This window comes from Coprococcus sp. RTP31081st1_H1_RTP31081_211007, from assembly GCF_040227275.1.
In the GTDB taxonomy this organism is placed as follows: domain Bacteria; phylum Bacillota; class Clostridia; order Lachnospirales; family Lachnospiraceae; genus Coprococcus; species Coprococcus aceti.
On the sequence record NZ_JBEHVP010000001.1, the window covers coordinates 196,752 to 223,304 of the forward strand.

Sequence of the window (26,553 nt, forward strand, 5' to 3'; positions counted from 1 at the left end):
TATACGGTCAGGCAGACTCTTAGAATGGTGAACCGGCCTTGTATAGAGGTATTATATTGCCATCAGGGCCATCCATGTACGTCTCCAGTCTGTGAATATGATAATGGAACTGGTTGTGACTGACACCCGCATACGCGCAGAGAGCCTGCATGACGAGCTCCGGCTTGAGGTTGTATTCACTTCCGGTTGACAGCAGCATATATATCTGATCGTCCCTCAGCTCGCAGGTCATGATACCAGGTTTTATATTCTCCTCGCGTTCGCTCTTCTTTGTTTTTTTCAGAATGACGATCTGATCCTGCGACATGAAGGATTCCACACTGTCCAGTATATTATGTCGTTCTTCAGTTACTGCTTTGTCAAGGAATGAGATGACATAGTCCGATGCTGACACAACTGACATGGAGTTCTTTGCATCATCGGGAAGAAGTACACACTCAGTGACCTTCATCTCATCAACCGATACGGCATTCAATGCGTCGATCATCTCTCTGGATGTTGTAACGGATTCAAATTCTCCGTCAAAGTATTCGCCATCAGAAGTGATCCCCATGGCCAGCGGAGCGGCAAACGAGATGATCTGGTGAGGCGAATATCCCTTGGAATAGCTCACATCCAGACCGGCACGTCTTATCTCCTTCTGGAAATATCTCATAACGTCAAGGTGTCCTATAAATCTGAGGTTACCGAGCTTGGAGTATTTAATTCTTATTTTCAAAACATACACCTCCTCCAAATCTTGCGGCACCACAGCCGGAACACTGCTGTCTGCAGTTAGGGGTTACCTTTTCGTTCTGGGCGTTCTCCCACTCTCTCTCAAGGAACTTTCTTGTGACTCCTATATCAATGAAATCCCATGGAAGTATCTCATCAACACTTCTGTCCCTGTATGTGTAGAAATCTATATCCAGACCGTGCTTTGCCATGGCGTTGTCCCAGTTTTCTTTTTTGAAGAACTCTGTCCATGCGTCAAATATCTGACCGGCCTTATAGACATCATATATTACATCGCAGAGCTTCCTGTCGCCTCGAGCAAGCAGTCCCTCAAGTATGGTGATATCTGCTTCGTGGTACTGGAACTTAAGACTCTTATGGTTCTTCTCTGCGCGGAATCTGTCCTTCACAAAGTATGCACGCTTGACAAATTCCTCAGGCCTTATCATCGGAGCCCACTGGAACGGAGTAAATGGTTTTGGCACAAAATATGATGCCGATGCGGTGACCATGACACGTCCATTTCGTTCTTCTCTTGGGATATTTGCAAAGAAAAGCTCAGTGATCTCCTCCGACAGGTCTGCAATCCCGGCAATATCGTCATATGTCTCAGTAGGAAGGCCCATCATGAAGTACAGCTTCACCTTATCCCAGCCGCCTTTGAAGGCCTTCAGGGCACCATCCATTATGTTCTCCTTTGTGAGACCCTTGTTTATAACATTTCTGAGTCTCTGCGTTCCTGCCTCAGGGGCAAATGTAAGTGAACTCTTCTTCACATCCTGGATCTTGCTCATGACATCCAGAGAGAAGGCGTCTATACGGAGCGATGGCAGAGAGATATTTACATGCTCATTGTCCATCTTCTCGATCAGGCAGTCTGTGAGCTCCGGAAGCTCCTCGTAATCACTCGACGACAGACTGCTGAAGGTTATCTCCTCGTGTCCTGTACTTGCCAGCATTTTCTCAGCATAGCCCTTTAACAGATTGACATCCTTTGGTCTGGTTGGTCTGTATATCATTCCAGCCTGGCAGAATCTGCAGCCTCTTATACATCCGCGCATGATCTCAAGAACAACTCTGTCCTGAGTGAGCTTCATGAATGACACAACAGGCTTCTCTGGGTATGTGACTTTGCTGTGATCCATGACGACCGTCTTGGTTATCGTGGCAGGCACATCTTCAAATCTAGGAGCAAATGAAGCTATCGTGCCATCTTCCTTGTATGTGACTTCATAGAGCTCAGGAACGTATAATCCCGGAATGTTGGACACCTTTATGAGAAATTCTTCCCTGGTCATATCAGAGTGCTTATACACCTTGTAAAGCTCCAGAAGTGCATCATATGATACTTCGCCCTCACCCATATAGAATATGTCAAAGAAGTCTGCTATAGGCTCAGGATTGTATGAGCATGGGCCTCCGCCTATAACAAGTGTGTCTCCCTTTTTTCTGTCTCTTGTACGGAGTTGGATCCCAGCCAGATCAAGCACCTGAAGAATATTGGTGTAACACATCTCGTACTGGAGTGTTATTCCAAGGAAATCAAAATCCTTTATAGGATCCTGGGATTCCAGCGCGAACAGAGGGATGTCATGTTCTCTCATCTCCGCGTCCAGATCAGGCCATGGCGAATAAACTCTTTCACACCATGTGTCCTCTCTCCTGTTGAACATATCGTACAGTATCTGAATTCCGAGATGGGACATACCTATCTCGTATACATCAGGAAAACACATGCAGAAACGCACATCAACCTTGTCCTTGTCCTTCATAACACTGTTGTATTCTCCACCTATATATCTGGCGGGCTTTTCAACCTTCATCAGTATTTCATCCGGTAAAGCTAATCTTCTCATAAAATAATATCCTTAAATAATTTTCTTGTGATCATATTATCAGATATCTCCAAATGGAAATATTCAATTACAGCAAAAGAGATGCGCACGGAATTTCCGTATTCAGTGCGCATCCTCTATATATCTATATCGTATCAGGAACTGTGATCCTATACCGCATTATCCAATATTAGTTTTTGAAACTATGGATAGGGGCTGGAATACGTCCACCTCTGTTGACAAACTTATCACATGCAAATCTGTTGACAGGCATGATAGGTGCGTATCCGAGAAGTCCGCCAAATTCAGCCTGATCTCCAACTGTCTTACCGATAACAGGGATAAGTCTTACAGCGGTTGTCTTCTGGTTGATCATACCAAGAGCCATCTCATCAGCGATAATTCCTGATATGGTTGCAGGTGATGTATCACCAGGAATTGCTATCATATCAAGACCTACTGAACATACACATGTCATGGCCTCAAGTTTCTCAAGAGTTAATGCTCCTGCGGAAACTGCATCGATCATTCTCTGGTCCTCAGATACAGGGATGAATGCACCGGAGAGTCCTCCGACGTATGATGAAGCCATAACTCCACCCTTCTTAACCTGATCGTTGAGGAGCGCAAGTGCTGCTGTTGTACCAGGAGCTCCGGCGTATTCAAGACCGATCTCCTCGAGAATCTCACCTACACTGTCTCCGACTGCAGGAGTAGGGGCAAGTGACAGGTCAACTATACCAAATGGTACGCCGAGCATCTTGGATGCCTCTTTTGCAACGAGCTGTCCAACTCTGGTTACCTTGAAAGCTGTCTTCTTGATGGTCTCGCAGAGTTCCTCAAAGTTTTCTCCTCTTACCTTCTCAAGGGCTTTCTTTACAACACCAGGGCCGCTGACTCCGACATTGATGACACAGTCTCCCTCGGTAACACCGTGGAATGCACCGGCCATAAATGGGTTGTCATCAGGTGCGTTACAGAATACTACAAGTTTTGCACAACCGATGGAATCTGCTTCCTTGGTGAGCTCGGCAGTGTCTTTGATCATCTCTCCGAGAATCTTGACTGCATCCATATCTATACCGGTTTTGGTTGAACCTACATTTATGGAGCTGCACACCTTTCCTGTGCTTGAGAGTGCTTCAGGAATTGAACGGATAAGAAGCTCATCAGCAGGAGTCATGCCCTTATTTACAAGCGCTGAATATCCTCCGATGAAGTTGACTCCTATGGTGTCTGCAGCCTTGTCAAGAGCCTTTGCGATCTTTACAAAATCTCCGGTGGTCTTACATACGGAACCACCAACCAGTGCTATAGGTGTTACAGAAACTCTCTTGTTGACGATTGGTATACCATATCTTCTTGATATCTCCTGACCTGTTGATACAAGATCCTTGGCATATGTTGTTATCTTGTTATATATCTTTGTACATGTATCATCCACATCTGTACCTACACAATCCAAAAGACTGATTCCCATTGTGATGGTACGAACATCCAGATTCATGTCTGAGATCATCTTATTGGTCTCGATTACTTCATTTATGCTAATCATGTATATCCTCTTTTCTGTCTGTCAGACTGTATATTATTAGATTCTGTGCATTGTCTCAAAGATCTTCTCGTGCTGTACCTTTATCTGTACTCCAATCTCTTCTCCGATCTGTCCGAGCTCTGATGCGATGAGCTCTGTTGATTTGGATGACTCCTGTGTATCAACCACCATCATCATGTTGAAGTACCCTGCAACTATAGTCTGTGATATGTCAAGTATATTGATCTGGTTGTTTGCCAGATATACACATACCTTAGCTGTGATTCCCACGCTGTCCTTACCTACTACAGTTATGATTCTCTTTTTCATTTCATTTATCCTCCTTGTTGATGATGGAGCCTGTACATACAGAACCCATCTTTATTCACTCCTAAAAATCAGCCTACGCCTCTATGGCAGCCATAGGCATGTCTCTTCTGGCTACTGCCAGCCCAAATTCCCTTACATCGTTGGCGTATGAATTGTTTTCAAGCTCCAGCTTGACTGTCTCGTATGCCAACTCTTCAAAATTGTTCTCCTTGCTCAGATGTCCCAGAAGGATACCATTCACATGGTCATTCAGAAGTCTGTATATGAGCTGCCCTGACAATTCGTTGGACAGATGACCATAGTTGCCAAGGATTCGTCTCTTGAGATAATAAGGATATGGTCCTGCCTCAAGCATTCTGACATCATGATTGGCCTCAACTACCATTATATCTGAGTTGTCAAGCTTATCTACAATATAATCATTATAATTGCCCATATCAGTCGCTATGGACACTTTTTTGCCATCTCCATATAGGCTGTAGCATACCGGATCCGCTGCGTCATGCCAGATGGATGACGGATCAACGGTTATATCCTTTATCAGTATCTTTTCATCAGGACGAATCTCATGAAACAGTCCCTCATCGATACTGCCAAGGGAGGTCATCTTCTTCATCTCAGCTATGGTTCCTGCAGTGGCATATATAGGAACACCGTGCTTTCTTGCCAGAACACCTATGCCCTTCACATGATCTATATGCTCATGCGTTACAAGAACACCATCGAGTTCAGACGGCTTTATTCCCTCATCCTTAAGGGCGTTTTCAACCCTCTTGCAGCTTATGCCTACATCCACAAGAAGATGGGTATCGCTATTGCCGACGTAATAGCAGTTACCGCTGCTACCGCTTGCTATACTTAGTAATTTCATAATCTACTCTTCTGTTGTAATTTATTTGTACCATGTGACTGTGCGGTCCATGGTCTGAGATCCATATGACTGTAATATCTTCTGTCAAAGCCCTCAAGCTCACCGAGATTCACAGCAGTCAGGGTCTCTTTAAACGCATATATTCTATCAATAAAACTCTTATCAATCAAGCACTTATGTGCTCCGTGCAGGGATGTATTTCCTACAAATTCTGATTTTCCCTGAAAACTGTCCGGAAAAAGTCCAAGGCTTACCGCACTTGATATATTAAGACTGCACCCGAAGCCTCCTGCCAGATATACACGTGATACGTCCTCTGCCGTTATCCCCGCCATATCCATGAGGGATTCTATCCCTGCACATATGGCTGCCTTTGCAAGGAGAAAGCTTCTGATCATATCCATGTCAATTGTCACTCCACCTGCAAGTCTGTAGCCTCCGTCTATATACTGATCAACCAGGACTCCATCGTCATTCACTATGTGTAGCAAATTAAGTCTGTTCAGCAGATCAAAGGCTGTGGTTGGAGCTGCAACACCTCTCCTCAGCATTCCCTCAAATGCCGGACCACATGCACATGAGGTGGCATAACCGATACCCTGCTTTGCAAGTATGAGTTCTCCGTTTGTTCCGAGATCTGCAAACAACTGATATTTGTCAGACCTGTCAATGTTACAGACGACTGCACCGCACAATGCGTCAGCTCCAACAAATGCACTGAGGTTAGGAAGACATGTGACTTCAGCACTGCAAAATCTTTCATCATCAAAGAAATCCTTCCCTGATACTGTTATACTGTCAGGATTCCTGATCTCAAATGGTGCATGCCCGAGATTGTCCAGAAGCAGCCGCTCCAGTATTGCATTCATGGTGGTGTTTCCGGAAATAATTATCCTTGATATATCTGCAGGGGCATCCCCCATTCCGGCCAACTCTGAGGAAATCCTTGTGACTACTGAGCTTCTGAGCTTTGTCAGTCCATCTTCTGTGGAGCCTGTTCGGATCCTTGATATGACATCGCTGCCATATTCAATTTGCGGATTCATAAATCCACATCTGTCCGTGACACTTCCATCAGACATATCTATCTGTTCTATGGCGATGGTGGTGGTGCCTAAATCTATAGCTATGCCTATACCACGACCATCGCCATTATATACGTTGTTGGATTCATCAGCACCCTTGTACGAAGCAAGGACTGACATGTTATCCTCACCTATGGTTATCTGTATGTTATCAGTGATAGTGTAGGTACAGCTTTTTACCGTGCCCGCACCTTTTACATCCACCAGACATCTCTGACACCTTCCAAGACCTCCGCAGTTTCCACTGAACACATATCCGGCGCTGCACAGCACCTTGAACAGATTGTCACCGCGTCTGCAGGCGATTATTTTGTTGTCATTTACGGTTAAAGTGAGTTCATTGTTAATCATCGATATCAACTACAATTAATTGTATATTCCCTTTGTCATGACTTCCTTTGGCTTGTAGCCCTTATCAGCAAGTGTGTTGATGATGAGCTGCTTGTGCTCAGGGCCAAATGCCTCCATAGTGATAACAAGCTCAACTGCTGAATTCCTGTTGATGGATACGAACTGGTTGTGCTCAAGCTTGATAACATTTCCCTGGAGATCAGCGATAACCTTTGAAATGTTCATGAGTGCACCCGGCTTGTCAGGAAGAAGTGTTGAAACTGTGAAGATCCTGCTTCTTGCGATAAGTCCGTGCTGTACAAGTGAGGCAAATGTTATCATATCCATATTGCCGCCCGACAGTATGCTTACGACCTTGGCACCCTTTACATCGAGATGCTTAAGTGCTGCCACTGTGAGAAGGCCTGAATTCTCAACAAGAAGCTTGTGATTCTCAAGCATATCGAGGAATGAAACTATGAGTTCGTTATCCTCTACAGTTATAATATCATCTATGTTCTTCTGTATATATGGGAAAATCTTGCTTCCCGGTGTCTTTACTGCAGTTCCATCTGCAATGGTGTCTACATATGGAAGTGTTGTAACCTTCTTGTTCTTCAGTGAGACCTGCATACAGTTTGCTCCGGCGGGCTCAACACCTATGACCTTGATGTTCGGATTCATCATCTTGGCAAGTGTGGACACACCTGTTGCCAGACCGCCACCTCCGATAGGAACAAGGATATAGTCAACGAAAGGAAGCTCCTTTATGATCTCCATCGCAACCGAGCCCTGTCCTGTGGCAACATCGAGATCATCGAACGGATGAATGAATGTATAACCCTTGTCCTCTGCAAGCTCAAGAGCGTATGCACATGATTCATCATATACGTCTCCATACAGTATAACCTCTGCGCCGTATGCCTTAGTTCTGTTAACCTTGATGAGAGGTGTAGATGAAGGCATAACGATGGTCGCCTTTACTCCATATGCTTTTGCAGCATATGCCACACCCTGGGCATGATTTCCAGCCGAAGCTGTTATCAGTCCCTTCTGTCTCTCTTCATCTGAAAGAGTGCTTATCTTGTAATATGCACCCCTGATCTTGTATGCACCGGTCTTCTGAAGGTTCTCAGGTTTGAAGTATACCTTGTTGCCTGTTATCCCACTGAAATAGTCACTGTATATGAGCTTTGTAGGGAGAACCACCTTATGTACAATGTCGTAGGCCTCCTCAAATTTCGCAAGTGTCAGTTTGTCTGTTGTGTTCTGTTCTGCCATTTGTTAATGTCTCCTTATGTAAAAATCCTTTTGAAAATCATATATGGTTGTGCACAGATATAAGTACATTGACATACATACATATGATCATTATATATGCCGTAGTATTACATGTCATCGCCGATGAGCATATCGATCTCGGATCTGTCCTCGTCAAAATCTGCGAACAATGCGTTGACATATTCCTGAGGGTCAAATCTCTGGAGATCACCGATCTTCTCACCAACTCCGATAAACTTGACCGGTACGTCAAGCTCTGCCTGGATCGCTATCGCAATGCCACCCTTGGCGGTTCCGTCAAGCTTGGTGATAACTATACCGTCAAGCTCAGTTACATTGCTGAACTGTCTTGCCTGTTCAAGGGCATTCTGACCTGTTGTTCCGTCCAGAACTATGAGCGCCTCAACATTTGCCTCCGGATAATCCCTTGTGATGATCCTTCTCATCTTTGCAAGCTCGTCCATGAGATTCTTCTTGTTGTGAAGTCTTCCCGCTGTATCAACGAGAAGGATATCCGTATCTCTTGCCTTGGCGGCAGCCACTGCGTCGTATACAACTGCAGCGGGATCAGCGCCCTCATTGTGTGAAATTATATCAACCTGTGCCCTGTCAGCCCAGGTCTTTAACTGATCTATGGCGGCAGCTCTGAATGTATCGGCAGCAGCCATGAGAACCTTCTTGCCTCTCTGGCGGTACTGGGCAGCAAGCTTTCCGATGGTCGTTGTCTTGCCGACACCATTTACCCCGATGACCAGCACAACGGACTTCTTATTCTCGAAGTCGTACGCTGAATCGTCCACAGACATCTGGTTCTTGATTATATTGATCACAAGTTCCTTGCAGGCAGCAGGTTCTTTGATGTGTGAATCCTCAACCTTCTGCTTAAGCCCCTCTATAACCTTCTCAGTCGTCTCATATCCCATATCAGCCATGATAAATGTCTCTTCAAGATTCTCATAGAAATCATCATCTATATGGGATGCACCGAATACATCTGTAAAGCTTTCTACTATATTATCTCTTGTCTTTGCAAGACCTGCCTTAAGTCTCGCAAAAAATCCTTTTTTCTCTTTTTCCTCTGCCATGACATACCTCCTGTTTAATATCTTCTATTGTTATTTATCCAGATCGTTCTCAATAAGGTTGACTGATACGAGGGTAGATACACCCTTCTCCTGCATGGTTATACCGTACAGGATATCAGCAGCCTCCATGGTTCCCTTTCTGTGTGATATAACTATGAACTGCGTATCCTTTGTAAGCCTGTTGAGATACTGTGCAAATCTTCTTACGTTCGAGTCGTCAAGAGCCGCCTCTATCTCGTCCAGCAGACAGAAAGGTGATGGCTTCAGACTCTGAATTGCAAATAACAGTGCTATGGCGGTGAGGGACTTCTCTCCACCTGACAACTGCATCATATTCTGGAGCTTCTTTCCAGGTGGCTGTGCTATGATCCTGATACCTGTTTCAAGAAGATCCTCGGTATCAACCAGCTCAAGTGCACCACGTCCACCACCGAACAGCTCCTTGAATACCTTGTCGAACATGACCTGTATCTCCTTGAACTTCTCGGCAAACTGCTCCTGCATTGATTTTTCAAGCTCCGCAATGATATTTACAAGGTTGGTCTCCGCACTGACTATATCGTCATGCTGTCCCTTGAGAAATTCGTATCTCTCAGAGACTTCTTTGTAGTCATCTATGGCATTGACATTGACATCTCCAAGGGATTTGATCTTGGCCTTTACTGCAACGATCTCCTTCTTTAGTGCCGGCAGTTCAGGAAGATTATCGTCCTTGAGTTCCTGGGCACTGCTGTATGTAAGCTCATACTCCTCCCACATATAGTTGCTGAGTTCGTCTGCTTTCTCAGTGTTCTTCTCGATTATCGATGTGAGCTTGTATGAGTCCTTCTCGAGTCCTGCAATCTTTTCGGAAAGTTCTTCTCGTCTGGCAAAGAATTCCTTGTGGCTCTGCTGTAATTCCTCTCTCTTGACTGAGAATTCGTTTACCTTGTCCTCGTTGTAAGCGATACTTCCGGTTCTGCTTGCGATATCTGTCTTTATAGCAGCTATCCTGTCTTCCAGCTCTGTGATCTCACTGAATGATGACTCCACGCGGCTTGTAAAGCCCTCAAGTTCTTCCTTGTATTTTTCGATATCCATATTTATTCTTCGGATATTTTCTACAATGAAGTCCTCTTTCTGCTTGACGGAATTAAACTTAATCATAAGCTCAGATACCCTTGCGTTTGCAGCGGTGAGCTTATCCTTGTTCTCCTGTCCCTGTCCCTCAAGTTCTTCCACTCTTGCCTCCGCTTCAAGCCTCATGGCTTCATGCTTTTTGTTGTTGTCGGCAAGAGAATTCTTATTGTTGTTTATCTCCGTTATCTGATTATTGAGCTCTGCTACCTCTTTCTCAATCGAGACAAATACTCTTTCAGATTCGGCAAGTTTTTCTTTGACCTGGTCAATACTCATGGTCAGAGTATTCTTTTTCAGATATGCCTGCTGCAGTTCGGAGTTGTATTTGTCTATATCCTGTCTGAGCTGATCTCTTGAAGTCTTAAGTTGTGCGTCGAGAGCCGCAGCCTTTGACGCTGTTGATTTCAGGTTATCGATTTGCTCCTTGAGTTCATCCAGCTCCCTCTTCCTTCCGAGAAGGTTACTGGAATTCCTGAATGCACCTCCGGTCATTGATCCGCCCGGATTTATCAGTTCTCCCTCTATGGTGACAAGTCTGAGCGACTGATTGTTCTTACGCGCTACCGCCAGGGCATTATCGATATTGTCGACAACTATGATCCTGCCTAAAAGGTTCTTTACCAGCGTGTTGAATTTGGAATCGACCTCAACAAGATCTGATGCAACTCCTATGACTCCTTTTTCCCTGAGCACATCATTTTTGACGGAACCGCGGTCTGTTATGGTGTTAAGCGGAAGAAATGTTGCACGTCCGAGTCTGTTAGTCTTCAGATATGAGATCATTCTCTTGGCAGTGGCATCGTCCTCAGTGACAATGTTCTGTATACTTCCGCCAAGGGCAGTCTCCACAGCGACCTCGTACTTCTGATTTACCGTGATTATGTCCGCAACAACGCCTATTATGCCCGGATTCCACTGCTTCTGTTCCATGACTCGTCTGATACTGTTGCCGTATCCGTCGTATCTCTCAGTTATATTTCTGAGAGCCTCCATCTTGGACTCTGTGGCCGAAAGCTTCTCGTTGGTGTTGTGGATCAGCTCACGGTTAGTTTTGTTTCTATTCTGGTTCTGGGCAAGCTGATCGGTTGCACTGTCCAATCCCGCGAGAATGACCTTTGATCCCGCCTCAAGTTCGGCAAGCTGTGATGACAGTGACTCATATTCCTTCTTGTCCTCGGCATCGTCGCTCTTAAACTGCAGAAGTCTCTGGTTGAGCTGTGTCTTTCTAAAGTTGATATTCTCCAGCATGGCGTCATATCTTCCGACCTTTGCTTGGAGATTACCGCTCTCATGCATATATTCTATGATGTCAGCCTTGCAGCTCTCAATCTCCTGCTGGCAGGCCTCTATGTAGGAGGTCATGTCGGAGCTTTCCTTCTGGGCTGTTTTAAGTGCCTGTTCAACTTCTGAGATAGAGTCATCCAGTTCATCTTTCTGGGATGTGTAATCTGCGAGTTCTTTCTCGCCGGACTCGATCTGGCTGTTGATTCGGTCTATCTGATCATGTATGTTCTGATCGTTCATTTTGAGTGTGATTATCTGCTGGTTGATAACATTTATCTCACCTTCAGCACGCTCTTTTGCAAGCCTGTTCTCATGAATCTCGTTTTTAGATGACTCAATTATGGAATTGAGCTGCTCTATAGCAGTCTCTATCTGGTCGTATTCTTCCTTTGTCTGTTCATACGCCTGCTTGCTCTCATCTATATCATCGTTTACGATAGTGAGCCTGTTCTGATCTTCCTCGAGAGCTGTTTTAAGTTTCTCTGTCTCAAGAAGGAATGCATTCACATCGAGTTTTTTTAATTCATTTTTAAATGCCAGATATTTCCTTGCGGTCTCAGACTGCTCCTTGAGTGGTCCGACCTGTTTTTCAAGCTCCTTGAGAATGTCGTTGACACGGCTGAGATTGTCCCTCTCTGCTTCAAGTGATTTCTCCGCAGCAGCCTTGTTCTTCTTGAACTTTACGATCCCGGCAGCCTCGTCAAAAAGCTCTCGTCTCTCCTCAGGTTTACCATTGAGGATCTTCTCGATCTGGCCCTGTCCGATGATTGAATAACCCTCCTTACCGATACCAGTGTCAAAGAAGAGAGAATATACATCCTTCAGTCTGCTGACAGTACCGTTAATCAGATATTCAGACTCTCCTGATCTGTATACTCGTCTTGCAACTGTGACTTCATTATAATCTATAGGAAGGCTGTGATCGCTGTTGTCAAGAGTTATGGCAACATATGCGGAGCCCTGCGGCTTTCTGAGCTGTGTTCCCGAGAAAATGACATCCTCCATCTTGGAACCACGGAGACTCTTGGCACTCTGTTCACCCAGAACCCATCTCACTGCATCCGCTACATTGCTCTTACCCGAACCATTAGGTCCAACGATACAGGTTATTCCGTGATTGAATTTGAATACTATCTTGTTTGCAAATGACTTGAAGCCATTTACCTCTATACTCTTTAAATACATAAATTAATCCTGCTTTTTTCTTAATTGTAACAATGTTTTGTATGCAGCCATCTGTTCGGAGTTTTTTCTGTTTGAACCCTCACCTCTGGCTGTAGCCTGGCCATCTATCATGGCATCCGATACAAATATCTTGTTATGTTCAGGCCCCTTCTCCTCTATGAGCTCATACTTTAATTCTTTTCCATTCTTCTGGCAGAATTCCTGAAGGGTTGACTTTGCATCGTAGAACAATGATTTTGTCTCAACGTCATCCAGCAGGAACTGATGGACAAACTTCTTGGCGACATCCATTCCGCCATCAAGATACATCGCACCGAGAACGGATTCAAAGAGATCACACAGAATGGATTTCCTTGTCCTTCCGCCTGTCTGGGCTTCACCCTTGCTAAGAAGGACAAATTTGCCATATCCAAGACTCTCGGATATCTGTGAAAGAGTAAATTCGCATACAAGACTTGCCCTCAGCTTTGTGAGTTTTCCCTCCTCATATTCTCTCTTCTTGCGGAAGAGATAGTCACTCACAATATACTCAAGGATGGCATCCCCGAGAAACTCAAGTCTCTCATATGACTCAGTTTTATTAACCTTAAGCTCATTTGCAAATGACGTGTGTGTCAGAGCCGTTATCAGAAGTCTTATATCCTTGAATTCGTATCCTATTCTTTTTTCAAGCTCACCATAATCCTTCTTCATTATGCCTGCTCCTCACTCAGCTTTTCAGCAATCTTGGCGTTTACTCCGGTCTCACTGAAGTTGATGCACTGGAATATTGCACTCTTAACTTCTTCGTTGTGTGAGTTGCCGTGGATCTTTACTACGAGTCCCTTAAGTCCAAGAAGAGGTGCTCCACCCTTTGTCTTGGCGTTGAATCTCTCCTTGAGCTCTCCGAGGGAATCCTTTATAAGTGCACCGCCGATCTTTGACTTGAATGAAGACATGACCGCTTTCTTGATCTCTCCAAGCAGCATTTTTGCAAGTCCCTCGTACAGCTTGAGGATAACATTTCCCACAAATGCTTCACATACGATGACATCTGCAGCACCATTTGGAATCTCACGAGCTTCTATACTTCCAACAAAATTGATGTCCTTACATTCCTTGAGCAGTGGGTATGTCTCCTTTACGAGGGCGTTACCCTTCTCCTCCTCGTCACCAATATTGACGATGGCTACTCTTGGCTTCTCGATCTTCTCGATGTTCTCCATATATATGGAACCCATCTTTGCAAACTGAAGCAGATGCTCAGGTCTCGCATCTACATTAGCACCGCAGTCAATAAGAAGTGAATATCCCTTGGTCGTAGGGATGAGTGGTGCCAGAGGTGATCTCTTCACACCTTTGGATCTTCCGACGATAAGCTGTCCTCCTGCAAGGATGGCTCCTGAGCTTCCGGCTGAGATTATTGCGTCAGCCTCTCCACTTTTTACCATATTCATTCCAACTGTAAGTGATGAGTCTTTCTTGCTTCTGATTGCCTGAACAGGTGCATCGTGACATGTGATCTCCTCAGTACAGTTCTTTATCTCTATCTTGGAGGTGTCATATGTGTATTTTGCAAGCTCACCCTTTATGACAGCCTCTTTTCCAGTGAGAATTATATGAGCCTTTGCCCCTTCGTTCACAGCTTCTACAGCACCTCTTATGATCCACTCCGGTGCATAATCTCCGCCCATAGCATCTACTACAATTCTTGTATCGCCCATATCAAAACTCTCCTATCTTACGTGTATTATGGGATATCCCACCATATAATTATTTTTAGGTGCAAACGCACAAGGTCATTATATATTTCTGAATTGTCAAAGTCAAATATTTCAGTACAAATATACAAACCGCCATGTATATATGTGCACGAAAAAAGACCTTCCTTATTATAAAAATAAGAAAGGTCTTGTTTATTCTACTACTCAAATACCGAGTGAGAACTGGAAATTACTCAGCAACTGAGATAATCTCTTTCTTGTTGTATGAACCGCAGTTCTTACAAACTCTGTGTGGAACCATTAACTCGCCACACTTGCTGCACTTAACTAATGCTGGTGCAGACATCTTCCAGTTAGCTCTTCTCTTATCTCTTCTAGCCTTTGAGCTCTTATTCTTTGGACAAATTGACATTATTCACACCTCCTCAATTCTTTAAGATGTCATTAAAAACTGATAATCTCGGATCAGGAACAAAATCATCACAGTTACATGTACCATGATTCAGATTCGTTCCACACACCTTACAGAGTCCCTTGCAGTCATCCCTGCACAGAATCTGTATTGGAACTAAACCCATCAGTTCCTTTTTCAACAGTGCGTCCATATCGATATTACAGTCTTCAAAATAGCTTAACTCATCTATCTCATCTACCTTATCAGAATCCAAAACGGAAGTATCAATAACTGTGTCGATATCTATATGGAAAGTTCTTTCAAACTCCTCCAGACATCTGTCACACACAAGCTCCATGACAACATCAGTGCTTCCGGTAACCTTGACTCTGTTCTTGCCGTCATTCGACAGATTCAGTTGAAAATCATCTGCCTGTCCAATCCGGTAGTCCATTCCCTTAAACTGGAAACTATCAAAGTCTACATGTACTTCAACGCTTTTAGTCAATCCCTCAGTGGATAAAATCTCAGATAAATCAATTAACATAATATCTCCTAAAAATCGCACATCTGCTATTATACATATACAGATATTTATTGTCAACAAAATATTGCAAAATTTTTATACAATTCCGTCAACTGAATCCTGTCGTTATACAGAAGACTTATTTTGTAACAAGCTCTACAGTCTCTCTTGCAATGGCAAGCTCTTCGTTTGTAGGAACTACCCATACCTGAACCTTTGAAGCGTCAGTGGATATCTTCTGCTCTTCGCCGCGGATCTCGTTCTTAGTCTCATCTATATCGATACCCATGAATGAAAGATCCATTGTTGATACTCTTCTTACATATGGATTGTTCTCTCCGATTCCTGCCGTAAACGCTATCGCATCAAGGCCTCCCATTGCGGCTGCATATGCTCCAATATATTTCTTGACACTGTAGCAGAATACATCGAGAGCAAGACGGCATCTGTCATTGCCATCCTTCATGCCGGCGTCAAGATCTCTGAAATCACTTGATACGCCTGAAAGTCCTGATACACCTGACTTCTTATTAAGAATAGTTGTTATCTCCTCAACGCTCTTGCCCTCTTTGCCGGCAATGAACTCAAGAATCGCAGGATCTATATCACCGCTTCTTGTGCCCATAGGAAGACCTGCAAGAGGTGTGAGTCCCATGGAAGTGTCCACTGACTTACCGCCGTCAACTGCTGTGATACTTGATCCGTTTCCAAGGTGGCATACGATAAGCTTGGTATCTTTGATATCCCTGCCTATAAGCTCTGCCAGTCTCTTGGATACAAAGCTGTGGCTTGTTCCGTGGAAACCGTATCTTCTTATCTTATAATTCTCGTAATATTCGTAAGGTATTGCATATGTATATGCTTTATCAGGCATGGTCTGGTGGAATGCTGTATCAAATACCGCAACCATAGGAACACCCGGCATATGTGCCTGACATGCTCTGATTCCAATGAGGTTGGCAGGGTTGTGAAGTGGTGCAAGATCATTACACTCTTCTATGGCCGCCATTACTTCGTCTGTTATAACTACTGAATTCGCAAACTTCTCACCGCCGTGAACTATTCTGTGTCCAACAGCGTCGATCTCTGACAGTGAAGCGATAGCTCCCTTATCTGTATCAAGAAGAGCGTCAAGAACAAATTTTACAGCAGCATTGTGATCCGGCATAGCGGCATCCACTGTATACTTATCCTTACCCATGGTCTGATGTGTGAGCTTTCCGTCGATACCGATCCTCTCACACAGTCCTTTTGCTATAACAGCCTCTGTATCAGAATCAATAAGCTGATACTTCAGTGATGAACTACCACAATTAATTACAAGAACCTTCATTTCAATCCTCCTGCACAACTTATGTGTAAATAAATCATCTTTAAAAATTATCTTTTACTATCTCTCTTTTGGAGTTACCTTCATTCTGCCGTCCTCCTGAGCCTGAGCCTGGATAGCTGTTATGGCAACAACTCCAACTATATCGTCTGCAACACAGCCTCTTGACAGGTCGTTTACAGGCTTTGCAATACCCTGTGTAACAGGACCATATGCATCAGCCTTTGCGAGTCTCTGTACAAGCTTGTATCCGATATTCGCTGCATCAAGATCAGGGAACACAAGAACATTCGCATGTCCTGCAACCTTGCTTCCAGGTGCCTTTGATGCTGCAACCTCAGGAACGAGTGCTGCATCTGACTGAAGCTCACCATCACACAGAAGGTCAGGGAACTCAGCGTTAACGATCTCTGTAGCTTCAATAACCTTGTCAACGTCAGGATGCTTTGCACTTCCCTTTGTTGAATGTGACAGCATAGCCACAACAGGTGTCTCATCAACCAGAAGTTCAAATGACTTCGCTGACTGCTCTGCAATATCTGCAAGCTCTGACGCTGACGGGCTCTGATTGAGTCCTGCATCTGCAAATACAAATGTTCCATTGGCACCATACTGACAATCTGGAACTACAACCAGGAAGAATGCTGATACGATTCTTGTTCCCGGAGCAGTCTTCAGTGTCTGAAGTGCTGCACGGAGCACATCTGCTGATGCGTTGATCGCACCGGCAACCATTCCGTCTGCATCATCCTGCTTAACCATCATACATCCAAAATATAATGGGTTTGTTAAAAGCAGTTCCTTGGCTCTTGCCTCGGTCATGCCCTTCTTTCTTCTCATCTCTACAAAAGCATCCACGTATTCATCAAATTTCTCATAATTCTTAGGGTCAACAAATGATGCTCCGCTGAGATCGATATCACCAGCTCTGCTCATGATATCTTCCTTGTCTCCAACCAGGATAATGTTCGCAATGCCCTCTGCCAATACCTTGCCGGCTGCCTCGATTGTTCTCATGTCTGATGTCTCAGGCAGTACGATCGTTTTCTTATTCTGTTTGGCTTTTTCTTTTAACTGATCAATAAACTTCATGTTTATTTCCCCCTTTGAAATAATGAAAACACACATAGTTAAAGTTTAACTCATTGCCCCATTATTCTCAATAGAAATAGCCAAAAAAATTGTCTTTTTATCCGTACAATCCGTGATAATAACTAAAAAAATCTAACACTCAATTCCCATCGCCAGCTTAAGCTGGTTTCTCAATTTTTCTAAATTACCTGAATTGTCTATCTTTTTTGAACAATTTTTCTCGTAATAGCTATCAGGCTCCTGCGAAGCGATGACTTTTCTTGCTTTTTCATCGGTAAATCCGCGATAAGCACACAAACGTTCAATTCGTTTTGAAACGTCTGCATAGACATACCACATCTCATCGCAGATGTCCAAATACCCATCCTGGATAAGCAGTGCAGCTTCAAGAACGTATAGTCTGCATCCTGACTTTTTCTGCTCCTCCATGGATTCAAGAATGGCCTTTTTTACATTTGGGTGGGTTATGGAATTGAGGATATCGAGCTGCTTCTGATCGCTGAAAACGACCGCTGAAAGCTTTGCTCTGTCGATCCTGCTGTCTTCATCAAGAATATCTCTTCCAAAGTGTTCCACTATGTCATTGTATGATATCTGTCCCGGTTCCATGAGTCTGTGAGCCAGGGCGTCGGCCTCCATAATGAATGCTCCGTAGTCTCGCTGCATTATATCAAGCACAGCAGTTTTTCCAGAACCGATACCACCAGTTATTCCTATGATCTTCATATTATTTTGCCTCATACCAGTTATTTCCTGATGCAACGCCCACCTCAAGAGGTACGGTCATATCTGCGGCATGCATCATCTCATCAACGAGAAGCTTCTTCACTATGTCCACTTCATCCTCGGCAGCCTCTATAAGAAGCTCATCGTGTATCTGCAGGATAAGCTGTGACTTCAGTCCGAGCTCCTTGAGCTTCATGTTAACTCTCACCATGGCGATCTTGATTATGTCCGCAGCGGTTCCCTGTATAGGCGAATTCATGGCAACCCTCTCGCCAAAACTCCTCTGCATAAAGTTGGATGACTTCAGCTCAGGGATAGGCCTGATTCTTCCGAACATGGTCGTCACATAGCCTTTTTCCTTTGCGTGGGCTACCTGTTCATCCAAATACGCTTTTATACTCTTATAGGTGTCGTAATACTTTGCAATGAAATCTGAAGCCTCTTTTCTGGATATACCCAGATCCTCACTCAGACCAAATGCGCTGATTCCGTACACGATTCCGAAGTTGACTGCCTTGGCATGCCGTCTCTGGAGAGGTGTCACTTCACCAATCGGAACCTCAAACACCTCAGATGCCGTAGTGGCATGAATATCCACGTTATTCAGAAAGGCATTCTTCATAACCTCATCTCCCGACAGATGGGCAAGTACACGAAGCTCTACCTGTGAGTAATCGGCATCTACAAATATATATCCCTCCTTAGGGATAAATGCCTTTCTGATAAGTCTTCCGAGTTCCAGCTTCATAGGTATATTCTGAAGGTTAGGCTCTGTTGAGCTTATTCTTCCGGTTGCCGTGATAGTCTGGTTAAAGGTTCCGTGAATACGTCCGTCATCCGATATATAGTTCACAAGTCCCACTGCGTATGTGGAATTGAGTTTTGTGAGCTGTCTGTATTCCAGAATATCTCCGATGATAGGATGTTCGTTTTTGATCTTTTCAAGTACATCCACACTTGTTGAGTAGCCCGTCTTGGTCTTTTTGCCGCCCGGTATGCCCATATCTTCAAAAAGGATAGGTCCAAGCTGCTTCGGAGAATTGATATTGAACTCTTTTCCTGCGTAACCGATTATCGAATCGTGAAGCTCCTGAATCCTCTTCTCAAGCTTTTTGCTGTATTCCTCAAGCTCTGCCTTATCGACTCTTATTCCGCGTTTTTCCATGTCGTATAAGGTGTAAACGGTAGGGAGCTCAACCTTATTGTACAATTCAATCATGCCTTCTTTGGCAAGCTTATCCATGACGATATCCTTTGCAAGGAGCGGAACGACCGCCTTGTACGAAAATACTTCAAGAAAATTATCACTTATAAATGTAAATATATTCAATTCATCTTTGCCGATGAGTTCCTTCTCAGAAGGAAGTATGTTGCCAAGATATTCCTTTGCGACATCATCGTAATCGTATGAATCCTCCATCGGATTGAGGAGATATGCTGCCACTCCTATATCAAGTACATTTGTGTCACATTCATGAAAATCTACATATTTCAGCGCGCTCTTAAGATCCTCCATGCATATGATGATTCCGGCATTCTTCAGATCGTATATGAATTTGACTGCCTCATCAGGATCTATACCCGATGAACAGTTTATCACGTACACATCCTTTGAATCACAGGCAACGGCTATGCCGAGCATCATGTCATTACTGTGGGCAACGTATACACCGACAGCTCCTGATTTCTTTGCAGCATCCTCGATATGAGCAAAGTCGGCTGTAGAATTTACCACTGTTATATCCGGTTTCAGTTCACTTACAGTCTGCTGGTTGTCAAACTTCTTTAAGAGACTCTTGAATTCCAGTCTTTTGAAAATGTTGTATGAATTGTCATTAAACGCATTCTCATATGTGGTATCCTCAAGCTTGAAATCCAGTTCACAGTCAAGCTTGATCGCTGCAAGCTCTCTGGACATTATTGCCTGTTCTGAGAACTCCGCAAGATTTTTCTGGGCTTTAGGAGGTTTGATCTCGTCTATATGTTCAAGAGCTCCGGCCACAGATCCCCACTGCTGAATGATCTTGGATGCGGTCTTCTCGCCTATTCCGGGAACCCCTGGGATGTTATCTGACGTATCTCCCATAAGTCCCTTCATATCTATAAACTGGACTGGTGTAACTCCGTAGAGATCCTTCACATCATCTGCGTAATAGTTCTCTATCGTGGTTCCGCCTGCTTTTGTCTTCGGAATACGGACGAGGATATTGTCTGTTGCAAGCTGAAGAAGATCCCTGTCACCCGATACTATCACGACTTTGTATCCGGCAGAATCTGCAACTCTTGACAATGTTCCTATAATGTCATCAGCCTCATAACCACCCTTCTCAACTATGGTGACGTTCATCGCTGTCAAGACTTCTTTTATGAGTGGTACCTGCTCCCGCAGTTCATCCGGCATAGGCTTTCTTGTGCCCTTATACTCTTTGTACACAAGATGTCTGAATGTAGGCTGTTTAACGTCAAATGCCACGCATACATTTGTCGGATTCTCTTCGTCGATTATCTTGAATATAATATTAAGAAAACCGAGGACAGCATTCGTGTGAAGTCCCTCATAGTTGGTGAGATCCGGAAGCCCGTAAAAAGCTCTGTTAAGTATGCTGTGTCCATCTATTATCAATATCTTTTTACCTGTATCTGGCATGAAAACCTCCTCTTATTTACCGCTCGCCATAGAGTATTCTGACTATTCGATACCCTTATGATTTGCATTATATTTTTTGATATTCTGCATAAATTCCGTACTTTCATCCCTGACTTTGTTTTGTTCTTCGTAATATCTGTCGATATCACTGAGATCATAGCGGGAATCGTCCAAAAGTCTTGAGCCAAAGAATTCAGCATAATAGTATTCAGGTTGCTCACTGAGTTTGGAATTCTGTTCATAGTTGTAGACCTTGTCAAGAGCACCGCTGTACAGCCATATAAGTCCGGCAACAACGGCTGCAATTCCGACCAGTATCGTGGAATTTGCTATTCTCTTTACCGTGGTAAGTCTGTTCATCTCTTCCTCAAGATGCTTATCCAGGGCATTCTTAAAATCTGTAGATATATTATCAGACTCGTCCAGTTGTTTCATACCAACTATAAGCGTGTAATAGATATCCAGCTCTTCATAGCAGTTTTTGCATGATCTGACATGCTTAATAAACTCTCTGAGTTCATCGTCAGGGAGTTTATTCTCAATAAACGCCATTATCTTTGACTGTGCTTCCAAACAATTCATATGATCCACCTAGTTAATCTCAAATGATCCATCATCCTGTGTGTTTTCAATCTTTCTTATGACCAGATAATACGGTTCACCCTTCTCTGGAACGACCTGGACTCTGTCGCCAACCTTGTGTCCCATGATCGCCCTGCCTATAGGTGATACGTTGCTCACCCTTCCGTCAAGCACATCAGCACGAACGCTTGTGACAACTCTGTATGTTTCCTCCTCGTCGTCATCCTCAAAATAAACGGTTACCGTGTTATCAATTCCAACCTCATCGTCTGCTGAAGTATCATCTATTATATCTGCAGTCCTGACAAGCCTGTCCAGATATCTGATCCTTCGCTCATTGGCATTCTTGTCTTTCTTTGCTGCATAATATTCGAAATTCTCACTGAGATCCCCCTGAGCTCTGGCCTCCTTTACGGCTTCAAGCTTCTCCTTCCTGACTACACATTTTCTATATTCGATCTCCTGTTCCATCTTTTCGATGTCTTTTTTTGTAAGCTGCTTACCCATATCGATACGCCTCCAAATCTAACGCAATACTTTATATATACTATCACAAAATCCATTCAAAGTAAAATGAGGTGTTGCTGAACTGGTTATCATAGCGGCTGCCTGTATCCAGTGCGGATACGGTCCTCAAAAAAAATACCCGGCAACCACTGCATGCAGTAATTACCGGGTAAAGTGTATACGTTTAAATATATAACCAGAAATTAGTTGTTGATAAGCTTGTCTGACTCGTTGTTCCAGCTATAAAGTGCTCTGATCTGCTCTCCAACCTTCTCTGATGGATGCTCTGAAGCAAGCTTTCTCATAGCCTTGAAGTGAACCTGACGTCCTGCTGGTGACATGTCAAGGAGGAACTCCTTAGCAAATGAACCATCCTGGATGTCCTTAAGGATCTGCTTCATAGCCTTCTTTGTCTCTGCTGTAACGATCTTAGGACCTGTTATATAGTCACCGTACTCTGCTGTGTTAGAGATTGAATATCTCATTCCAGCGAATCCTGACTGGTAGATAAGGTCTACGATAAGCTTCATCTCATGGATACACTCGAAGTATGCGTTTCTTGGATCATAACCAGCCTCGCAAAGTGTCTCGAAACCAGCCTGCATAAGTGCACAAACACCACCACAAAGGACTGCCTGCTCACCGAAGAGGTCTGTCTCTGTCTCTGTTCTGAATGTTGTCTCAAGAACGCCGGCTCTTGCTCCACCGATTGCAAGTGCATATGCAAGTGCAAGGTCAAGTGCCTTACCTGTAGCATCCTGCTCTACAGCAACAAGACAAGGTGTACCCTTTCCTGCCTGGTACTCTGAACGTACTGTGTGTCCAGGTGCCTTTGGAGCGATCATTGTTACGTCAACATCCTTTGGTGGCTTGATACAACCGAAGTGAATGTTGAAACCATGAGCGAACATAAGCATGTTACCTGGCTCAAGGTTTGGCTCGATATCCTTCTTGTACATATCTGCCTGTAACTCATCGTTGATAAGAATCATAATTATATCAGCCTGCTTTGCAGCCTCAGCGGCTGTGTATACCTTAAATCCCTGTGCCTCAGCCTTAGCCCATGACTTGCTTCCCTCGTAAAGACCGATGATGACATTGCATCCTGACTCCTTAGCGTTGAGGGCATGTGCATGACCCTGACTACCATATCCTATGATTGCGATTGTCTTTCCATCAAGTAATGAAAGATTGCAATCCTGCTGATAATAAATCTTTGCTTCTGCCATTTCTTTAATCCTCCTAAATATGTATAAAATGACTTATATATTAACTACCACTTGGATAATTAAAAACGTATTAACCTCTGATGAGACCTGTGAGACCTGTGCGTACAAGCTCAACTATCTCATGTCCATCGAGCAGTCTGAGGAACGCCTCACACTTGGTTGTTGTTCCCGTAAGTTCTATAATAACCGAATCTTTGGAAACGTCAACTATATTCGCTCTGAAAATATCTGCAACTGAGATAATATCCTTTCTCTCGGACGGATTCGCTTTAACCTTGACAAGAACGAGCTCTCTGCATACAGACTTGCCAGGCTCAAGCTCCACTATATCCACTACATCCTCAAGCTTGTTGAGCTGTTTCTTGATCTGGATAAGGCTGGCTTCATCGCCGCTAACTGCAACAGTCATTCTGGAATAAGCGGGATTCTCAGTTTCTCCTACTGTCACACTGTCAATGTTATAACCTCTTCTACTGAACAGTCCTGACACTCTGCTCAAAACTCCCGATGTGTTGTCAACAAGCAGTGACAAAACAATATTACCCATCTATATGTACCACCTTTCAACTCGTCTCTTTAAAATGTACTAAATTATTATAGTTATAAACCACTTTAATGTCAATTTATAACGTGAATTTTGTAATTATTTTTATCTGTTATTTCTGATAATTTTTGTTGTGTATTTACAAATACCCCAAAACTTATAGTGAGATATCCGGATTTTTCCAAATATTTACTCTATGCCCAGAAGATTCTTGACTACAACCACGCAGTTTGCCGCATCCTCGGAATATCCATCCGCACCGATCTCCTCGGCGTAGCTCTCGGTTATAACTGCACCGCCTATAACAACTTTACTGTCCAGGCCATTCTCCTTCACAGCTTCAACAACATCCTTCATCTTGACCATGGTGGTTGTCATGAGGGCTGACAGTCCGATTATGCTGGCGTTATTATCCTTTGCCGCTTGTATTATCACATCACAAGGAACATCCTTGCCGAGATCTATAACATTAAATCCATAGTTCCTGAGCATAAGAACCACGAGGTTCTTACCTATATCATGTATATCGCCCTCAACTGTCGCCACGACTATGGTAGGCATATCAGAGCTGTCCTTGTCCTTCAGAACAAGTGGACTTATAACACCTATCGCCATCTCCATGGTCTCAGCACTTGATATGAGCTGTGGCAGGAAATATTTTTTCTTCTCGAAGAGTCGTCCAACCTCATTTATCGCACCTATCAGATCGTTATCTATGATGGACTGGGGATCAGCTCCGCTGTCAAGCACAGCGTGTACATCGTCAAGTATTGATCTCTTATTTCCCTTGAGAACATCTATGTATATCTGGCTTTTTCCCTCCAGATCAGATCCTGCTTTGCCGCCGGATGCACCCGCTCCCGGTGAGGCAAGCTCAAGAGGTTTGACATTCTCAATATAACGGACATCGCTCTCCTCCTTGAAAAGCAGCATATCAGAAGCAAATGCAGCATTCATGAACATGGTCTGGGAAGGATTTGCTATAGCCATCGTAAGTCCACGAGAGATAGCCATGGTGAGGAATGCTGTATTTACAAACATTCTCTCAGGAAGTCCAAATGAAATGTTGGACAGACCACAGATGGTTGCAAGTCCGTTGTTATAACAGTAGTTTATGGTTTTCAGGCAGTTGATGGCAGCGTCCTTCTGGGCACCGACCGTTGCAACAAGTCCGTCCACAACCACATCATTCTTCGTAAATCCCATCTCATACGCAGTGCCAAGCACCGTGTTGATTATGTCCTCCTTCTCCTGTGGACTCTCCGGAAGTCCCTTATCCGACAGAGGAAGAAGAATAAACATAGCTCCGTACTTCTTTACAAGAGGCAGTATCTCTTCCATCTTCACCTTCTCAAGGGATACTGAATTGACAAGCGCACGTCCCGGATAGATACGAAGTGCCGCCTCAAGTACCTCTGGTGAGCTGGAATCAAGGCATAACGGAAGGTTTACAGCCTGCGATACCTGATATACTACCTTAAGCATCATATCTCTCTCATCGATACCATTCATACCGACATTGATATCAAGTATTGAAGCGCCTTTATCTACCTGCTCTTCGGCCATATTCATGACAAGCTCAAGAGATCCCTCCCTGAGCTCAGCCTGAAGCTTCTTCTTTCCAGTCGGGTTGATTCTCTCTCCAACAACCTTAAACGGAGCATCCAGATCTATTATGAGAGATGAACGCTCAGATGATATACATCTGACATGCTCTGAACTTATCTCAGGAACAGGCATCTTGGAAGCCATATCAGCAAGAGCCTTTATGTGTTCAGGTCTCGTACCGCAACAGCCACCAACCATTCCGGCCCCGGCCTCGATTATCATCTTCATATCTTCAGCAAATTCCTCAGGGGTCATCCGATATACGCTTTTATCATTTACAAGCTCCGGCATTCCGGCGTTCGGCTTTGCAAATACAGGGATAAATGCGATGCTCTTCATCTGTCTAACAAGCTCGACCATCTTATCAGGGCCTGTGGAACAGTTTACACCTATAGCTGCCACTCCAAGATTCTGAAGAACATTTACTGCTGTCACAGGATCGGTTCCATACAGGGTACGTCCATCCTCGTTGAATGTAAGGCTGGCGATTATAGGGAGATCTGACACTTCATTTGCCGCAATAACCGCAGCTCTGGTCTCAGCGAGGCTCATCATGGTCTCGACCACAAGCAGGTCACAACCACTCTCGTCTATGACCTTTATCTGTTCCTTATATACGTCGACCAGCTCTTCAAACTTCAGTTTTCCCATAGGATAGAGCATCTCTCCGGTCATGGTGATATCGCCCGCCACGAGGCCATGACCTGCAGCCTTGACCGCTTCCTTAGACAATTCTACAAGTCTTCTGTTCATGTCCTCAAGGTCATCGGCAAGCCCATACTCGTTGAGTTTTATCCTGTTACATGTAAAGGTTGGAGCATACAGAATATCTGTGCCGGCGTTCAGATATGCAACCTGGAGGTCAAACATTATCTGTGGATGTTCAAGTATCCATTTCTCGGGGCACACGCCAAGAGGCATGCCTGCATTCATAAGATTTGTTCCTGTGGCTCCATCAAGTATAAGTATCTTATCATCAAACAGTTTTCTGAAATCTGCCTTTTTCATGTCT

At 44.1% G+C, this 26,553-nt stretch carries 22 protein-coding genes; all 22 read right to left on the reverse strand.

Annotated elements, in window-relative coordinates:
• Window positions 1–19: 19 nt before the first annotated feature.
• Complete coding sequence (locus ABUA31_RS00905; RefSeq protein WP_022216455.1) at window positions 20–718, reverse strand: TIGR03936 family radical SAM-associated protein; 699 nt, start codon at window positions 716–718, stop codon at window positions 20–22.
• Window positions 702–2,570: a TIGR03960 family B12-binding radical SAM protein gene (locus ABUA31_RS00910; protein ID WP_349818359.1), complete on the reverse strand. Its 1,869-nt coding sequence runs from the start codon at window positions 2,568–2,570 to the stop codon at window positions 702–704. The genes ABUA31_RS00905 and ABUA31_RS00910 overlap by 17 nt, the downstream gene beginning before the upstream one ends.
• Before the next feature lie 169 nt (window positions 2,571–2,739).
• The gene (locus ABUA31_RS00915) at window positions 2,740–4,104 is read right to left on the reverse strand and encodes a PFL family protein (RefSeq protein ID WP_022216453.1); all 1,365 of its coding nucleotides are present in this window, start codon (window positions 4,102–4,104) and stop codon (window positions 2,740–2,742) included.
• Window positions 4,105–4,140: 36 nt separating this feature from the next.
• Window positions 4,141–4,413, reverse strand: a complete 273-nt coding sequence (locus tag ABUA31_RS00920; protein WP_015534945.1) for an ACT domain-containing protein — start codon at window positions 4,411–4,413, stop codon at window positions 4,141–4,143.
• Window positions 4,414–4,486: 73 nt separating this feature from the next.
• Window positions 4,487–5,284 carry an MBL fold metallo-hydrolase gene (locus ABUA31_RS00925; protein ID WP_349818360.1) on the reverse strand — a complete coding sequence of 266 codons (798 nt, stop codon included), beginning with the start codon at window positions 5,282–5,284 and terminating at the stop codon, window positions 4,487–4,489.
• Window positions 5,281–6,720 (reverse strand): ASKHA domain-containing protein, encoded by a 1,440-nt coding sequence (locus tag ABUA31_RS00930; RefSeq protein WP_349818361.1) that lies wholly within the window; start codon window positions 6,718–6,720, stop codon window positions 5,281–5,283. Before ABUA31_RS00930 ends, ABUA31_RS00925 begins: the two co-directional genes overlap by 4 nt.
• Before the next feature lie 15 nt (window positions 6,721–6,735).
• Window positions 6,736–7,980: a threonine ammonia-lyase gene (gene ilvA / locus ABUA31_RS00935; protein ID WP_015534949.1), complete on the reverse strand. Its 1,245-nt coding sequence runs from the start codon at window positions 7,978–7,980 to the stop codon at window positions 6,736–6,738.
• A gap of 107 nt (window positions 7,981–8,087) precedes the next feature.
• On the reverse strand, window positions 8,088–9,065 hold the full coding sequence (gene ftsY / locus ABUA31_RS00940; protein WP_022216450.1) for a signal recognition particle-docking protein FtsY: 978 nt from the start codon (window positions 9,063–9,065) through the stop codon (window positions 8,088–8,090).
• 30 nt (window positions 9,066–9,095) lie between these two features.
• Complete coding sequence (smc, locus tag ABUA31_RS00945; RefSeq protein ID WP_349818362.1) at window positions 9,096–12,653, reverse strand: chromosome segregation protein SMC; 3,558 nt, start codon at window positions 12,651–12,653, stop codon at window positions 9,096–9,098.
• Window positions 12,654–12,656: 3 nt separating this feature from the next.
• Window positions 12,657–13,346 carry a ribonuclease III gene (gene rnc, locus ABUA31_RS00950; RefSeq protein WP_022216448.1) on the reverse strand — a complete coding sequence of 230 codons (690 nt, stop codon included), beginning with the start codon at window positions 13,344–13,346 and terminating at the stop codon, window positions 12,657–12,659.
• Window positions 13,346–14,356, reverse strand: coding sequence for a phosphate acyltransferase PlsX (gene plsX, locus ABUA31_RS00955; protein ID WP_022216447.1), 1,011 nt, complete (start codon window positions 14,354–14,356; stop codon window positions 13,346–13,348). Before plsX ends, rnc begins: the two co-directional genes overlap by 1 nt.
• A 229-nt stretch (window positions 14,357–14,585) precedes the next feature.
• Complete coding sequence (gene rpmF, locus ABUA31_RS00960; protein ID WP_004850916.1) at window positions 14,586–14,768, reverse strand: 50S ribosomal protein L32; 183 nt, start codon at window positions 14,766–14,768, stop codon at window positions 14,586–14,588.
• Between the two features lie 13 nt (window positions 14,769–14,781).
• Window positions 14,782–15,297, reverse strand: coding sequence for a YceD family protein (locus ABUA31_RS00965; protein ID WP_015534953.1), 516 nt, complete (start codon window positions 15,295–15,297; stop codon window positions 14,782–14,784).
• Between the two features lie 118 nt (window positions 15,298–15,415).
• On the reverse strand, window positions 15,416–16,609 hold the full coding sequence (locus tag ABUA31_RS00970; RefSeq protein ID WP_161171924.1) for an acetate/propionate family kinase: 1,194 nt from the start codon (window positions 16,607–16,609) through the stop codon (window positions 15,416–15,418).
• 57 nt (window positions 16,610–16,666) lie between these two features.
• On the reverse strand, window positions 16,667–17,698 hold the full coding sequence (gene pta / locus ABUA31_RS00975; RefSeq protein WP_055222666.1) for a phosphate acetyltransferase: 1,032 nt from the start codon (window positions 17,696–17,698) through the stop codon (window positions 16,667–16,669).
• Window positions 17,699–17,830: 132 nt separating this feature from the next.
• Window positions 17,831–18,439 carry a dephospho-CoA kinase gene (gene coaE, locus ABUA31_RS00980; protein ID WP_242857267.1) on the reverse strand — a complete coding sequence of 203 codons (609 nt, stop codon included), beginning with the start codon at window positions 18,437–18,439 and terminating at the stop codon, window positions 17,831–17,833.
• Window positions 18,426–21,071, reverse strand: coding sequence for a DNA polymerase I (gene polA, locus ABUA31_RS00985; RefSeq protein WP_349818363.1), 2,646 nt, complete (start codon window positions 21,069–21,071; stop codon window positions 18,426–18,428). The genes coaE and polA overlap by 14 nt, the downstream gene beginning before the upstream one ends.
• A 42-nt stretch (window positions 21,072–21,113) precedes the next feature.
• Entirely contained in the window at window positions 21,114–21,653 is a 540-nt protein-coding gene (locus ABUA31_RS00990) for an anti-sigma factor family protein (RefSeq protein ID WP_022216444.1), read from the reverse strand.
• A 9-nt stretch (window positions 21,654–21,662) separates the two neighbouring features.
• Window positions 21,663–22,160, reverse strand: a complete 498-nt coding sequence (gene greA, locus ABUA31_RS00995; protein ID WP_015534956.1) for a transcription elongation factor GreA — start codon at window positions 22,158–22,160, stop codon at window positions 21,663–21,665.
• A gap of 203 nt (window positions 22,161–22,363) precedes the next feature.
• A complete protein-coding gene (gene ilvC / locus ABUA31_RS01000; RefSeq protein ID WP_015534957.1) occupies window positions 22,364–23,389 on the reverse strand; it encodes a ketol-acid reductoisomerase in 1,026 nt (341 codons plus the stop codon).
• A 70-nt stretch (window positions 23,390–23,459) separates the two neighbouring features.
• Window positions 23,460–23,936 carry an acetolactate synthase small subunit gene (ilvN, locus tag ABUA31_RS01005; RefSeq protein WP_015534958.1) on the reverse strand — a complete coding sequence of 159 codons (477 nt, stop codon included), beginning with the start codon at window positions 23,934–23,936 and terminating at the stop codon, window positions 23,460–23,462.
• A 186-nt stretch (window positions 23,937–24,122) separates the two neighbouring features.
• Window positions 24,123–26,549 (reverse strand): homocysteine S-methyltransferase family protein, encoded by a 2,427-nt coding sequence (locus tag ABUA31_RS01010; RefSeq protein WP_349818364.1) that lies wholly within the window; start codon window positions 26,547–26,549, stop codon window positions 24,123–24,125.
• Window positions 26,550–26,553 lie beyond the last annotated feature (4 nt).